Source organism: Kitasatospora sp. NPDC127035, assembly GCF_042726075.1.
GTDB lineage: Bacteria > Actinomycetota > Actinomycetes > Streptomycetales > Streptomycetaceae > Kitasatospora.
Window position 1 is genome coordinate 44885 of the sequence record NZ_JBHXDN010000003.1, and the last position, 14774, is coordinate 59658.

Sequence of the window (14774 nt, forward strand, 5' to 3'; positions counted from 1 at the left end):
GGGTCACTCTCCAAGCTTCTCGGCCAGCACGGCAGCGATCCGTGCGACGGGGTCGGGCTGTGTCATGGCGCCGTGCTCGCAGGCGATGCGGTGGAGCGTGACGCGGCCGTCCACGTACGGCCGCCAGGCCGCCTCGTAGGGCCAGTCCGCGGGCTTGTCGAGGGTGGCGCCGAAGAAGACGGCGTCGCCCCGGTAGCGGTCCGGCACGTGTTCGGCCATCAGCTTGCGGTGGTGTTCGAAGACGTCGGGCAGGACGCCGGCGGCCTCGCCGAGCAGCGCGGTGAGGTCGGCCTGCCCGCGTCCGTCGGCCGGGTCGTACCCGAGCGAGACGAGCAGCTCGGCGAGGGTGTCGACGGGGTCGTCGGACGGCGGGGCGTCCGCGTACCCGGCGGGGTCGGCCGGCACGCCGTCGAGGAGGGCGAGCAGCGCGACCTCGGCGCCGTCGGCCTGGAGCCGGACGGCCATCGCCTGGGCGACGACCGCGCCGAAGGACCAGCCGAGCAGGTGGTACGGGCCCTCGGGCTGGACGGTGCGCAGCTCGCGCACGTAGTCCTCGGCGATCTCGGTGACGGCAGCCGGGGAGCCGCCGCGCAGGCCGCGGGCCTGGAGGCCGTAGACCGGGCGGTCGGGGCCGAGGTGGCGCAGCAGGCCCGAGTAGACCCAGCTGATGCCCGCGGCGGGGTGGACGCAGAACAGCGGGGCCCTGCTGCCGCCGGCGCGGAGCGGGAGCAGCACGTCGAGGGCGTCGGAGGGGTCCGGGGCGCCGGGGGCGCCGGCGGCGGCCGACGGGCCGTCCGCCGCGTCCAGGCGGCGGGCCAGGCCCGCGACGGTGGGGGCCTCGAAGAGGGCCCGCATCCCGAGGTCGGTGCCGAAGGCGGTGCGGATCCGGCCCAGCAGCTTCATGGCGAGCAGCGAGTGGCCGCCGAGGTCGAAGAAGCCGTCGTCGACGGAGACGCCGGGCAGTCCCAGGACCTCGGCGAAGAGGCCGCAGAGCCGTTCCTCGCGCGGGGTGCGGGGCGGGCGTCCGGTGGGCGAGGCGGCGAAGTCCGGGGCGGGCAGGGCGCGGAGGTCGACCTTGCCGGCGGCGGTCAGCGGCAGCGCGTCGAGGAGCACGACGGCGGACGGGACCATGTGGGCGGGCAGCGACTCGGCGGTGAAGGCCCGCAGCTCGGCCGGGTCGAGGGGGGTGTCGGGCGTGGCTCCCGGGCCGGTGTCCCGGCCGGTTCCCCGCGCGGCGGATCCGCCGTCGGCGACCACGTAGGCGACCAGGCGGGGGCCGGCGGCGCCGTCCTCGCGGGCCGTCACGGTGGCGGCGTGGACGCGTGGGTGACGGGTGAGCACGTGCTCGATCTCGCCGGGTTCGACGCGGAAGCCGCGGATCTTGATCTGCTGGTCGGTGCGGCCCAGGTAGGCGAGGGCGCCGTCGCGGGTGCGGCGGACCAGGTCGCCGGTGCGGTACATCCGCTCCCCCGGCGCGCCCACGCCTGCGGCGAAGGGGTCGGCGACGAAGCGCTCGGCGGTGAGCTCCGGGCGGCCGAGGTAGCCGCGGGCCAGGCCCGCCCCGGCGAGGTACAGCTCGCCGGGGACGCCGACGGGCACCGGGTTCAGGTGCTCGTCCAGCACGTACGCCCGAGTCCCGAGGACGGTCCGCCCCAGCGCGGGGCGATCGGTGGCGGCGAACGGCTGGGTGAGCGCGTCGACGGTGGACTCGGTGGGCCCGTACAGGTTGTACGCGGCGGTGGCAGGGGCCTCCCGCAGCCTGGTCCAGAGCGACTGGCCGACGGCCTCGCCGCCGAGCAGCAGCACCCGCGGCGCCGGCGCGGCCAACAGGCCCTCGTCGAGCAGCTGTTCGGCGTAGGAAGGGGTGATCTCCAGGACGTCGACGCGCTCGGCCCGGACGTGCCGGACGAGGGCGGCGGCGTCGCGGCGGACGTCGTCCCCGAGCAGGTGCAGTTCGTGGCCGGCGACCAGCCAGAGCAGGCCGTCCCAGGAGGCGTCGAAGCAGAGCGAGGCGGTGAGGGCGACGCGCAGGCGGCCGTGGGCGCGCTCGGCCGCGCCGATCGGGCCGGTCGGGGCCCGGTGCGAGGCGAGCAGGGCGGCGATCGAGCCGTGGCTCACCACCACGCCCTTGGGGCGGCCGGTGGAACCGGAGGTGTAGACGACGTACGCGGCGTCCCCGGCGGTGGCACGGGGGGCGCGGGTGGCGCGGGTGGCCGGGGTGCGGGGGGCCGGGGTTCGGGTGGCCGGGGTGCGGGGGGCGGCCGTCCGCTCGGCGGCAGCGCGGGCGGCGGCGGGGCCGTCCGCCGGGCCGGGGCAGAGGGTGGCCAGGCCGTCCAGCAGTTCGGGCAGCGGCCAGCGGTCGTCGGTGAGGACCAGCGCGGGCGCGGCGTCGGCGAGCATGGCGGCGGTCCGGTCGGCCGGGTACTCGGCGTCCAGCGGGAGCGAGGCGGCGCCGGACCTGAGGACGGCGAGCACGGCGACCACCGTCTCGGCGGACCGCGGCAGCGCCAGGGCGACCACCGACTCGGGGCCGGCGCCCGCCGCGACCAGGCGGTCGGCCAGCCGGTCCGCGAGCGCGTCCAGCTCGGCGAAGGTCAGCCGGGTCCTCCCGGAGACCAGGGCGGTCGCGTCCGGCGTCCGGGCCGCCAGGGCCGCGAAGGCGTCCGGCAGCAGCGGCGCCTCGGCCGGCGGCGCCGCCGCTTCGGTGAGGAGTTCCGCGCGCTCGGCGGCGGAGAGCAGGTCGGCGCGGCCGATGGACTGTTCGGGGCGGGCGGCCACCGCGGCCAGCAGCCGGCCGAAGCGGACGGCGATCGACTCGACGGTCTCCCGGTCGAACAGGTCGGTCGCGAAGTCGATCGCGCACTCCAGTCCGGCGGGCGCGCCGTCGGCGTCGAAGGACTCGCCCATGCCGACGGAGAGGTCGAACTTCGCCTCGTACCCGCCGACCGGTTCGACGGTGGCCGGCAGGCCGGCCAGGTCGAGCGGTGCGTCCCCGGCGCCGCCCGGCGTGCCGCCCTGGAGCAGCAGCATCACCTGGAAGAGCGGGTGGCGGGCCAGCGAACGGGTGGGGTTGAGCTCCTCGACGAGTCGCTCGAACGGCACGTCCTGGTGGGCGTGGGCGTCGAGTTGGGCCTCCCGGACGCGGTGGAGCAGCTCGGCGAAGGCCGGGTCGCCGGACGTGTCGGTGCGCAGGACGAGGGTGTTGACGAAGAAGCCGACCAGGTCGTCCAGCGCCTCGTCGGTGCGGCCGGCGACGACCGAGCCGATCGGCACGTCGGTACCGGCGCCGAGCCGGGTGAGCAGCGCCGCCAGGCCCGCCTGGAGGGTCATGAACATCGTGACCCGGTGCTCGCGCGACAACGCGACCAGCGCCCGGTGCAGTTCGGCGCCCAGCGGGAGGACCACGCGGTCGCCGCGGTGGCCGCTGTCGGCGCGGCGGGGGCGGTCCACCGGGAGCGCGAGCTCCTCCGGGAGGTCCGCCAGGGTCTCGCGCCAGTAGGCGAGTTGACCGGCGGCGCGGCTCCCGGGGTCGGTCTCGTCCCCGAGCAGGGCGCGCTGCCACAGCGCGTAGTCGGCGTACTGGACGGGGAGTTGACGCCACCCGGGGGCCGAGCCGTCGCGGCGGGCGGCGTACGCCTCGGCGAGGTCGCGCAGCAGCGGGCCCATCGACCAGCCGTCCCCGGCGATGTGGTGGAGAACGAGGACGAGCAGGTGCTCGTCCGGGGCGAGCGGGAGCAGGTGGGCGCGGACCGGGAGGTCGGCGGCCAGGTCGAAGGGGATCGCGGCGCAGGCGGCCACGGCGGCGGCGGGGTCGGCGGGCGGGGCGGGGTGGCGGTCGAACGGGACGTGGGCCCCGGTGGGCGGAACGATCCACTGGTGGGGCTCGCCGTCCTGCTCGGTGACACGTGTGCGCAGGCTCTCGTGCCGGGCCGCCAGGTCGCCGAGGGCCGCTTCGAGGGCGGTCGGGTCCAGTGCTCCGGTGAGGCGCAGCGCGATCGGGAGGTTGTAGAGGGCGCTCGGGCCCTCCATCCGGTCGATCAGCCAGAGCCGTCGCTGGGCGAAGGAGAGCGGCAGCCGCTCCGGGCGCTCGCCGGCCGTCAGGGCCGGCCGGGCGTCGGAGCCGTCCAGCCGCCGGTCCAGGCCCGCCACGGTCGGGGCCTCGAAGACGTCCCGGATCCCCAGCTCGGCGCCGAGCGCCGAACGGACCCGGCTGACCAGCTTCATCGCGAGCAGCGAGTGGCCGCCGAGGGCGAAGAAGTCGTCGTCGATCGAGACGGTCGGCAGCCCGAGGACCTCGGCGACGAGGCCGCAGAGCAGTTCCTCGCGGGCGGTGCGGGCGGCCCGGCCGCCGACGAAGAGCCCGAAGTCCGGGTCGGGCAGGGCGCGGCGGTCGATCTTGCCGCTGCCGGTCAGCGGCAGCGTGTCGAGGGTGACGACGGCGGACGGCACCATGTGGGCGGGCAGCGACTCGGCGGCGAACCGGCGCAGTTCGAGGGCGAGTTCGGTGCCGGGCGCGGCCGTCGCGCAGTGGGCGACGAGGCGGCGGTCCCCGTCGGCGCTCTCGTGCAGGGTGACGACGGCCTGACGGACGGTCTCGTGGCGGGCGAGCACCTGCTCGATCTCGCCGAGTTCGATGCGGAAGCCGCGCACCTTGACCTGGTGGTCGGTGCGGCCGAGGTACTCGACCCGGCCGTCGCGGGTGCGGCGGACCAGGTCGCCGGTGCGGTACATCCGCTCCCCCGCCGCGTCCGCCCCCGCGGCGAAGGGGTCGGCGACGAAGCGCTCGGCGGTCAGGCCCGGGCGGCCGAGGTAGCCGCGGGCCAGGCCCGCCCCGGCGAGGTACAGCTCGCCGGGGACGCCGACGGGCACCGGGTTCAGGTGCTCGTCCAGCACGTACGCCCGAGTCCCGAGGACGGTCCGCCCCAGCGACGGGCGGTCCGAGTCGGCGACCGCCTGGATCAGGGCGTCGACGGTGCACTCGGTGGGCCCGTACAGGTTGTACGCGGCCGTGGCGGGGGCCTCCCGCAGCCTGGTCCAGAGCGACTGGCCGACGGCCTCGCCGCCGAGCAGCAGCACCCGCGGCGCCGGCGCGCCCGGCGGGACCTCGCCCGGCAGGCCCCCGCCCGGCAGGAGCTCGTCCAACAGGCCCTCGTCCAGGAGCTGTTCGGCGTAGGACGGGGTGACGTTGACGACGTCGACGCCCGTCTGCCGGAGGTGGCGGACCAGCGCGGCGGGTTCGCGGCGCAGCTCGTCGTCGATCAGGTGCAGTTCGTGGCCGGCGACCATCCAGAGCAGGCTGTCCCAGGAGGCGTCGAAGCAGAGCGAGGCGGTCAGTGCGACGCGGAGCCGGCCGTGCCGCCGCTCGACGTCGCCGAAGGTGTCGGCCCGGTGCGCGGCCAGCAGGGCGGCGATCGAGCCGTGGCTCACCACCACGCCCTTGGGGCGGCCGGTGGAACCGGAGGTGTAGATGACGTAGGCGGCGTCGGACGGCCCGACCCGGGCGGGGAGGGCGTCGGCGGGCTGCCCGGCCCACAGGTGCTCGTCGGTACGGAGCTGCGGGAAGCCGTCCAGAGCCTCCGGCAGCGGCCAGGCCGCGTCGGTGAGGACGACCGCCGGGCGGGCGTCGGCCAGCATGTGGGCGGTGCGGTCGAGGGGGTGGTCGGCGTCCAGCGGCAGGAAGGCGGCGCCGGCCTTGAGCACCGCGAGCCGGGCGACCACCGTGTCCGCCGACCGGGACAGGGCCAGCGCGACCAGCGACTCCGGGCCGAGGCCGGCCGCCGTCAGGCCGTGGGCGAGACGGTTGGCGCGGGCGTCGAGTTCGGCGTAGGTCAGCCGGGCGCCCCGGAAGACCAGGGCGGTGAGCTCCGGCGTGCGGGCCGCCCGGTCCTCGAAGACGGCCGGGACGAGCGGCCGGTCGGCGGGCGACGGCCGCGCGCCGCCGAGCAGTTCGGCGCGCTCGCCCTCGGCCAGCAGGTCGGCGCGGCCGATCCGCCGCCCCGGCCGCTCGACCACGGCCGCCAGCAGCCGGCCGAAGCGGGCGGCGATCGACTCGACCGTCTCGCGGTCGAACAGGTCGGTGGCGTAGTCCATCGCGCAGTCCAGTCCGGCGGGCGCGCCGTCGGGGCCGAAGAACTCCTCCAGCGTCACGTTCAGGTCGAACTTGGCGACTCCGGTGCCGGCCGGCAGCGACTCGGCCCGCAGGCCGGCCAGCTCCGGCTCGGCCTCCTCGGTGGACTGCAGGACCATCGCCACCTGGAAGAGCGGGTGGCGGGCCAGCGAACGGGCCGGGTTGAGCTCCTCGACCAGCCGCTCGAACGGCACGTCCTGGTGGGCGTAGGCGCCGAGGCCGGTCTCCCGGACCCGGCCGAGGAGTTCGGTGAAGGTCGGGTCGCCGGAGGTGTCGGTGCGCAGGACGAGCGTGTTGACGAAGAAGCCGACCAGGTCGTCCAGCGCCTCGTCCGAGCGGCCGGCGACGACCGAGCCGATCGGCACGTCGGTACCGGCGCCGAGCCGGGTGAGCAGCGCCGCCAGGCCCGCCTGGAGGGTCATGAACATCGTGACCCGGTGCTCGCGCGACAACGCGACCAGCGCCCGGTGCAGTTCGGCGTCGATCGGCAGGGCCACCCGGTCGCCTCGGTGATCGGCGCGGGCGCCGCGCGGGCGGTCCGCCGGGAGGGCCAGCTCCTCCGGGAGGTCTGCCAGGGTCTCGCGCCAGTAGGCGAGTTGACCGGCGGCGAGGCTCTCCGGGTCGGTCTCGTCCCCGAGCAGGGCACGCTGCCACAGCGCGTAGTCGGCGTACTGGACGGGGAGTTGACGCCACCCGGGGGCCGAGCCGTCCCGGCGGGCGGCGTACGCCTCGGCGAGGTCGCGCAGCAGCGGGCCCATCGACCAGCCGTCCCCGGCGATGTGGTGCAGCGCCACCACCAGGACGTGGTCCTCGGGGGCGATCCGCAGCAGGGTGACGCGGACGGGCGGCTCGGCGGCCAGGTCGAAGGGGCGGCGGGCCGCCCGGTCGACCTCGGCGTCGACGGCCCCGGGCGCGCAGTCGAGGAGTTCGACCCGCAGGGGCGCCTCGGCGGGGGTGAGGATCCGCTGGTGGGGCTCACCGTCCTGCTCCGCGATGACGGTGCGCAGGCTCTCGTGCCGGGCCGCCAGGTCGCCGAGGGCCGCTTCGAGGGCGGTCGGGTCCAGTGCTCCGGTGAGGCGCAGCGCGAGCGGCATGTTGTAGAGGGCGCTCGGGCCCTCCATCCGGTCGATCAGCCAGAGCCGCTGCTGCGCGAAGGAGAGCGGCAGCCGCTCCGGGCGCTCGCCGGCCGTCAGGGCCGGCCGGGCGTCGGAGCCGTCCAGCCGCCGGTCCAGGCCCGCCACGGTCGGGGCCTCGAAGACGTCCCGGATCCCCAGCTCGGCGCCGAGCGCGGTGCGGACCCGGCTGAGCAGCTTGGTGGCGAGCAGCGAGTGGCCGCCGAGGGCGAAGAAGTCGTCGTCGACGGTGACCTCCGCCAGGCCGAGGACCTCGGCGAACAGCCCGCAGAGAATCTCCTCGCGGGCCGTCCGGGCGGCCCGGCCCCCGGTCGCGGCGGCGAAGTCGGGGGCGGGCAGGGCGGCCCGGTCGAGCTTGCCGTTGACGTTGAGCGGCAGCGCGTCCAGGGTCACGAAGGCGGCCGGGACCATGTAGTCGGGGAGGGCGGCGGCCGCGTGGACGCGCAGCGCGGCCGGGTCGAGCTGCGGCGTGCCGACCACGTAGGCGACCAGCCGGGTGCCGGCCGCGCCGTCCCGGTGGGGCAGCACGGCGGCGCGCAGCACGTCGGGGTGGGCGGTGAGAGTGGTCTCGATCTCGCCGGGTTCGATCCGGAAGCCGCGCACCTTGACCTGGTGGTCGGTGCGGCCCAGGTACTCGACCCGGCCGTCGGGGCGGCGGCGGGCGAGGTCGCCGGTGCGGTACATGCGCTCCCCCGCCGCTCCCGCCGCTGCGCCGAAGGGATCGGCGACGAAGCGCTCGGCGGTCAGGCCCGGGCGGCCGAGGTAGCCGCGGGCCAGGCCCACCCCCGCCAGGTACAGCTCACCGGGGACGCCGACGGGCACCGGGTTCAGCTGCCCGTCGAGGACGTACGCGCGGAGGTTGGGCAGCGGGCGGCCAATCAGCGGGCGGCCGTCGGTGAGCCGGTGGTACAGCGCGTCGACGGTGCACTCGGTGGGGCCGTACACGTTGAGGACGGCGGTGTCGGGGGCGGCGGCGAGGACGCTCCAGAGGGACTGGCCGAGGGCCTCGCCGCCGACCATCACGAGGGCGGGCGGGCAGACGGTGAGCAGGCCCTCCTCGACCAGCCGTTCGGCGTGGCCGGGGGTGATGTCGAGGACGTCGGCCCCGGTGCGCGCGAGGTGGCGGACGACGGCGGCGGCGTCGCGGCGCAGGTCGTCGTCCAGTACGTGCAGCTCGTGGCCGGCGACCATCCAGAGCAGCGCTTCGAGTGACGTGTCGAAGGACAGCGAGGCGGTCTGGGCGAAGGTGAACCGCCGCCCGGGGCGGGCCTGTTCGGCGACGGTGACGGTCTCGGTGCGGTGGAAGGCGAGCAGGTTGGCGAAGCCGGCGTGGCGGACCACGACGCCCTTGGGGCGGCCGGTGGAGCCGGAGGTGTAGATGACGTACGCGGCGTTCTCGGGGCCGGCCGTGGCCGGAAGGTCACCGGCGGGCCGGTCGGCCCACGCCTCCGGGGCGGCGGGCAGGACGGGCAGGCCGTCCAGCACCTCGGGCAGCGGCCAGTCGTCGGTGGTGAGGACGGCCGCCGGGCGGGCGTCGGCGAGCAGGTAGGCGATCCGGTCGCGGGGGTAGTCGGCGTCCAGCGGCAGGAAGGCGGCACCGGCCTTGAGCACGGCGAGCAGGGCGACCACCGACTCGGCCGACCGGGGCAGCGCGAGGGCGACCACCGACTCGGGGCCGACGCCGGCGGACCGCAGCCCGTGCGCGAGGCGGTTGGCGCGGGCGTTCAGCTCGGCGTAGGTCAGCCGGGTGTCCCGGAAGACCAGGGCGGTGAGCTCCGGCGTGCGGGCCGCCCGGTCCTCGAAGACGGCCGGGACGAGGGCGTCGGACGCGAGGCCGTCGGGGGCGAGGGCGTCCGGCCCCGGGCGGGCGGTGCCGTGCCAGTCGGCCAGGGCCGCCCGGCCGGCCTCGCCGAGCACGTCCAGCTCGGCGACCGGGAGGTCCGGGCGCTCGGCGACCTGGGCGAGGATCGCGGTGAGGGCGGCGGCGAGCCGCTCGGCGGTGCTCCGGTCGAAGAGGTCGGTGGCGAACTCCAGGCCGCCTTCCAGCCCCGCCGGGGCGCCGTCCGGGTGGTGGCGTTCGGAGAGGTTGAGGGTGAGGTCGAAGGCGGTGGTCGGCAGGCCGAGCGGCTCGTAGGCGGTGCGGGTGCCCGGGAACTCCGGACCTCCGCCGCCGGTGGTGTTGTCGAAGGCGATCATCACCTGGAAGAGCGGGTGGCGGGCCAGCGTGCGGGCCGGGTTCAGCTCCTCGACCAGGCGCTCGAACGGCACGTCCTGGTGCGCGTAGGCGGCGAGGTCGGCCTCCCGGACGCGGGCCAGCAGCTCGGCGAAGGTGGGGCGGCCGGCGAGGTCGGTGCGCAGCACCAGGGTGTTGGCGAAGAAGCCGACCAGGTCGTCGAGGGCCTCGTCGAGGCGGCCGGCCAGCGGGGTGCCGATCGGCAGGTCGTCGCCGGCGCCGAAGCGGTGCAGCAGGGTGGCGTACGCGGCCTGGAGCACCATGAACAGGGTCGCCCCGTGCGCGGTGGCCAGGGCGGCCAGCCGGGCGTGGAGGGCCGCGTCCAGCTCCAGCGGGACGACGTCGCCGCGGTGGGTGGCGACGGGCGGGCGGGGGCGGTCCGCGGGGAGCGGCAGCTCGTCCGGCAGGCCGGCCAGGGCCTCGCGCCAGTGGGCGAGCTGACGGCCGAGCGGGCTGTGCGGGTCGGTGTCGGAGCCGAGCAGCCGGTACTGCCAGAGGGTGTAGTCGGCGTACTGGACCGGCAGCGGTTCCTGGACCGGCCGTTCGCCGCCGAGCCGGGCCGTGTAGGCCTCGGTGAGGTCGTGGAAGAGCGGCCGCAGCGACCAGCCGTCGCCGGCGATGTGGTGCAGGACCAGCAGCAGGACGTGCTCGTCCGCGCCTTCGGGCCGCAGGTAGGCGTGCAGCGGGACGTCGGCGGCCAGGTCGAAGGTGTGGCCGGTGAGTTCGTCGACCGGGCGGTCGGTGACGGTGAGCAGCGGGCCGGGCGGGGCGGGCAGCACCCGCTGGTGGGGGACGCCGTCGTGCTCGCCGAAGACGGTGCGCAGGGCCTCGTGCCGGTCGACGACGTCGCCGAGGGCGCGTTCGAGGGCGGCCGGGTCGAGCGGGCCGGTCAGCCGCAGGGCGAGGTTCACGTTGTAGGTGGCGGCGGGGCCCTCGGCCCGGCCGAGGAACCAGAGGCGGCGCTGGGCGAAGGACACCGGCAGCCGTTCGGGGCGCTCCTCCCGGCCCAGCACGATCCGGGCGGGGCCGGCGGCGGACCCTGCGGACCCGGCACGGCCGACGGAGGCGGTGGCGGCGGCGGGCCCGGTCGAGCCGCTCGGCCCGGCGGCGAGGCGGGCGGCGAGGGCGGCCACGGTCGGCGCCCGGAAGAGGTCGCCGATGGCGAGTTCCGCGCCGAGTTCGGTGCGGGCCCGGCCGACCAGGCGGGTGGCGAGCAGGGAGTGGCCGCCGAGTTCGAAGAAGTCGTCGTCGACGGTGATGCCGTCGATGCCGAGGATCTCGCCGAAGAGTGCGCAGAGGGCGCGCTCGCGGTCGTCGCGCGGGGCGCGGCCCGCGGTGTCGGCGGCGAGGTCGGGGGCGGGCAGGGCGCGCCGGTCGACCTTGCCGTTGGCGTTGAGCGGCAGGGCGGGGAGCACGACGACGGCGGACGGGACCATGTACGCGGGGAGCGTCCCGGCGGCGAACTGCCTGAGCTCGGCGGCGAGTCCGGACGCGCCGTCCGGGGCGGCGGCGCAGTAGCCGACCAGCCGGGTGTCACCGGGGCGGTCCTCGCGGGCGATCACGACGACCTGCCGGACGGCGGGGTGGCGGGAGAGCACCGCCTCGATCTCGCCGAGCTCGATCCGGAAGCCGCGGATCTTGACCTGGCCGTCGATCCGGCCGAGGAACTCGACCGCGCCGTCGGCCCGGCGGCGCACCAGGTCACCGGTGCGGTACATCCGCTCCCCCGGCGTGAAGGGGTCGGCGACGAACCGCTCGGCGGTCAGCGCGGGCCGGCGCCAGTAGCCGCGGGCCAGGCCGGCCCCGGCGACGTACAGCTCGCCGGGGACACCGGCCGGGACGGGCTGCAGCCGCGCGTCCAGGACGTGGGCGCGCATGTTGTCGAGCGGGCCGCCGATCGGTGCGCGGGGGCCCGCCAGGTCGGCGGGGGCGAGGTGGTGGAACGTGGCGAAGGTGGTGGCCTCGGTGGGGCCGTAGACGTGGGCGAGCAGCAGGTCGGGGCAGCGGTCGAGGACGCGGCGCAGCAGGGTGCCGGAGGCCGCCTCGCCGCCGGTGCAGACGGTACGCAGGGCGGTGAAGGTCTCGGGGGCCTGCTCGGCGACCAGGTCGAAGAGCGCCTTGGTCAGGAAGACGGCGGTCACGTCGTGCCGGGTGGCGACGGCGTGCAGGGCGGCGGCGTCCAGGGTGCCGGGCGGGGCGACCACCACCGTGCCCCCGTTCAGCAGGGGCGTCCACAGTTCGTAGGTGGCGGCGTCGAAGGCGTGCGGGGAGTGCAGCAGGATCCGCTCGTGCCGGCCGTCCTGCCAGCGGCGGTCGGCGGCGAGGTCGACGACGTCGCGGTGGCGGACGGCGACGCCCTTGGGGGTGCCGGTGGAGCCGGAGGTGAACATCACGTAGGCGAGCCGGTCGGGGTGGACGGGCAGGCCCGGGTCGTGGTCGGGGGCGTCGTGCCCGTCGCCGGGCCGGACCACGGCGGCGGTGTGCGGGAAGCCCGGGTCCGCGCGGTCGGTGAGCAGGACGGGGGCGCCGGTGTCGGCGAGCAGGGCGGCCATCCGCTCGGGCGGCAGGCCGGCGTGCATCGGGACGTAGCAGCCGCCGGCCTTGAGCACGGCGAGGGTGGCGACGACCAGGTCGACCGAGCGCTCCATCAGCAGGGCGACCGGGGACTCGGGGCCGACGCCGCGGGCGATCAGGTGGTGGGCGAGCCGGTTGGCGCGGGCGTCGAGCTCGGCGTAGCCGACGGTGCCGCCGTCGTGGGCGAGCGCGACCGCGTCGGGGGTGCGGGCGGCCTGCGCCGCGAACAGGGCGGGCAGGGAGCCGGTCCGGACCGGGGCGGCGGTGGCGTTCCAGGTGTCGACCAGGAGGGTGCGCTCCTCGGGGCCGAGGACGTCGAGGGCGCCGATCGGGGCCGCGGGGTCGGCCGCCGCGGCGGCGAGCAGCCGGCCGAGCCGCTCGAACAGGGCGGCGACGGTGGCCCGGTCGTAGAGGTCGGCCGCGTACTCGACCGAGCCGGTGAGGCCCGCGGGGGCGCCGTCCGGGCCGTGCCGTTCGGTGATGCCGATGTTGAGGTCGAACTTCGCCACCCGCAGGCCGAGCGGCTCGGGCTCCGACTCCAGCCCGGGCAGGCCGAGTTCGCCCTCCTCGTGGTTCTGCAGGACCAGCAGGGTCTGGAAGAGCGGGTGGCGGCCGAGCACGCGGGTCGGGTTGACCTCCTCGACCAGCCGCTCGAACGGAACGTCCTGGTGGGAGAACGCGTCGAGCTGGGACTCCCGGACCCGGCCGAGGAGTTCGGCGAAGGTCGGGTCCCCGGAGGTGTCGGTGCGCAGGACGAGCGTGTTGACGAAGAAGCCGACCAGGTCGTTCAGCGCCTCGTCGGAGCGGCCGGCCACGCCGGTGCCGAGCGGGATGTCGGTGCCGGCGCCGAGGCGGGTGAACAGGGCGGCCAGGCCGGCCTGGAGGACGGAGAACAGGGTGGACCGGTGGCGGCGCGCCAGATCGGCCAGCGCGGCGTGCAGGTCGGCGCCGTAGACGAACGGGACGGCGTCGGCGGCGCCGGTCGGGACGGGGGGCCGGGGGCGGTCGGCCGGGAGCTCCAGTTCCTCCGGGAGACCGGACAGGACTCCTCTCCAGTAGTCGAGTTGACGGGCCATCAGGCTCTCGGGGTCCGACTCCTCGCCGAGCAGCTCGCGCTGCCAGAGGGTGTAGTCGGCGTACTGGACCGGCAGCGGCTCCCAGGCGGGGGCGGAGCCGGCCAGCCGGGCCCGGTAGGCGGTGGCGAGGTCGCGCAGCAGGGGGCCGAGCGACCAGCCGTCACCGGCGATGTGGTGGAGCACGACGAGCAGCACGTGCTCGGTGGGCGAGAGCGAGAAGACCGTGACCCTGAGGGGGAGTTCGGCCGCCAGGTCGAAGGTGCGGGCGGCGGCCCGGTCCAGCACGGCGGGGTAGTCCCCACCGTCCGGTCCCGGTGCGCAGTCCACCGTCTCGAAGGCGATCGACGCCTGCGCGGACGGCAGGATCCGCTGCACCGGGACTCCCCCGACCACCGGGAACACCGTGCGCAGGGCCTCGTGCCGGGCGACCACGTCCGCCGTCGCGGCGCGCAGCGCGGCGGTGTCCGGCGCACCGCGCAGCCGGACCGCGAACGGCAGGTTGTAGAGCGCGGTCGGCCCTTCGATCTGGTCGACCAGCCAGAGCCGCTGCTGTGCGTACGAAACCGGGATCACGGTGCTTCCTCTACTCACGTCTGCTCACGTCACGGCGTGGGAAATGGGTGGCGGCCTCAGGCCGGGACGGCGGTGGTGGGCAGCACGCCGGGTCGGCAGTCCAGGACGTCGACCGGCCGGCCCATCGCGACGACGATCTTCCGGTCGCCGCGGAACGGGTCGCGGCCGTGCGCACAGAGCACGTTGTCCACCAGCATCACGTCGCCGACCTGCCAGGTCTCGCGGACGGTCGCCGCCTCGTACGCGGCGTTGAGCGCGTCCACGTCCTCCCGCGGGAGCGGTTCGCCGTCGCCGAAACCGGTGTTGAACGGCAGGCCGTCCGCGCCGAACTCGTCGACCATGGCCTCCCGGATGTCCGGGTCGAGCGACCACTCGTTCCAGAAGGCCAGGTGGTTGAACCAGACCTCCTCGTCGGTGTGCGGGTGGTGGACGGTGGCCGGGCGCAACTGGCTGGTGCGCAGGTTGCCGTCCGGCAGCCACTCCCAGGAGATGCCGTTCTCGCGGCAGTACTGCTCGACGTCGGCGCGGTCCTCGGTGCCGAAGGCGGTCCGCCAGCCGAGCGAGACGTAGTCGGAGTAGGTGCGGGTGAGCGTCCAGCCGGAGGAGCGACCGCGCTCCGCCAGGTGCGCGGGCAGCCCGGCGAGGACCTTGCGGACGTCGGCCGTCGGGGTGGCGCCGCCCTCCTCCGGGGCCGTCAGGCAGGCGAAGAGCAGCCGGCCGGGGAAGGTCAGGGTGTAGCTGTTCTCGTTGTGCATCCGGATCGACTGCGCGGGCGGCAGGTCCGTCGACGAGAAGACGCCGTCGCCGAAGTCGCTGCGCGGGGTGGCCTTCTCCCGGTACGGGGTCGGCTCGGGGATCAGCACGTCGCGGACGGCGGCGACGTCCGCGGCGGTGGCCACCGGCAGCCCGCGCAGAAAGATCGTGCCGTGCTCGTGCAGGGCGGCGGTCAGCTCGGCCTCGTGGTCCCGCAGCCAGGCGCAGGCTCCGGCGACGTCGGCGGCGGCCGGGACGCGGGTGAGGGCCGGACGGCCGGGGTTCAGCTCCCAGGTCGGCATGGC

The 14774-nt window shown here is 76.3% G+C and carries 2 protein-coding genes; both read right to left on the reverse strand.

The window, feature by feature from the left end; translation table 11 throughout:
* Nucleotides 1–3: 3 nt before the first annotated feature.
* The gene (locus tag ACFWIC_RS02235) at nt 4–13716 is read right to left on the reverse strand and encodes an amino acid adenylation domain-containing protein (protein WP_380515089.1); all 13713 of its coding nucleotides are present in this window, start codon (nt 13714–13716) and stop codon (nt 4–6) included.
* Nucleotides 13717–13772: 56 nt separating this feature from the next.
* Nucleotides 13773–14771, reverse strand: coding sequence for a TauD/TfdA family dioxygenase (locus tag ACFWIC_RS02240; protein ID WP_380515092.1), 999 nt, complete (start codon nt 14769–14771; stop codon nt 13773–13775).
* Nucleotides 14772–14774 lie beyond the last annotated feature (3 nt).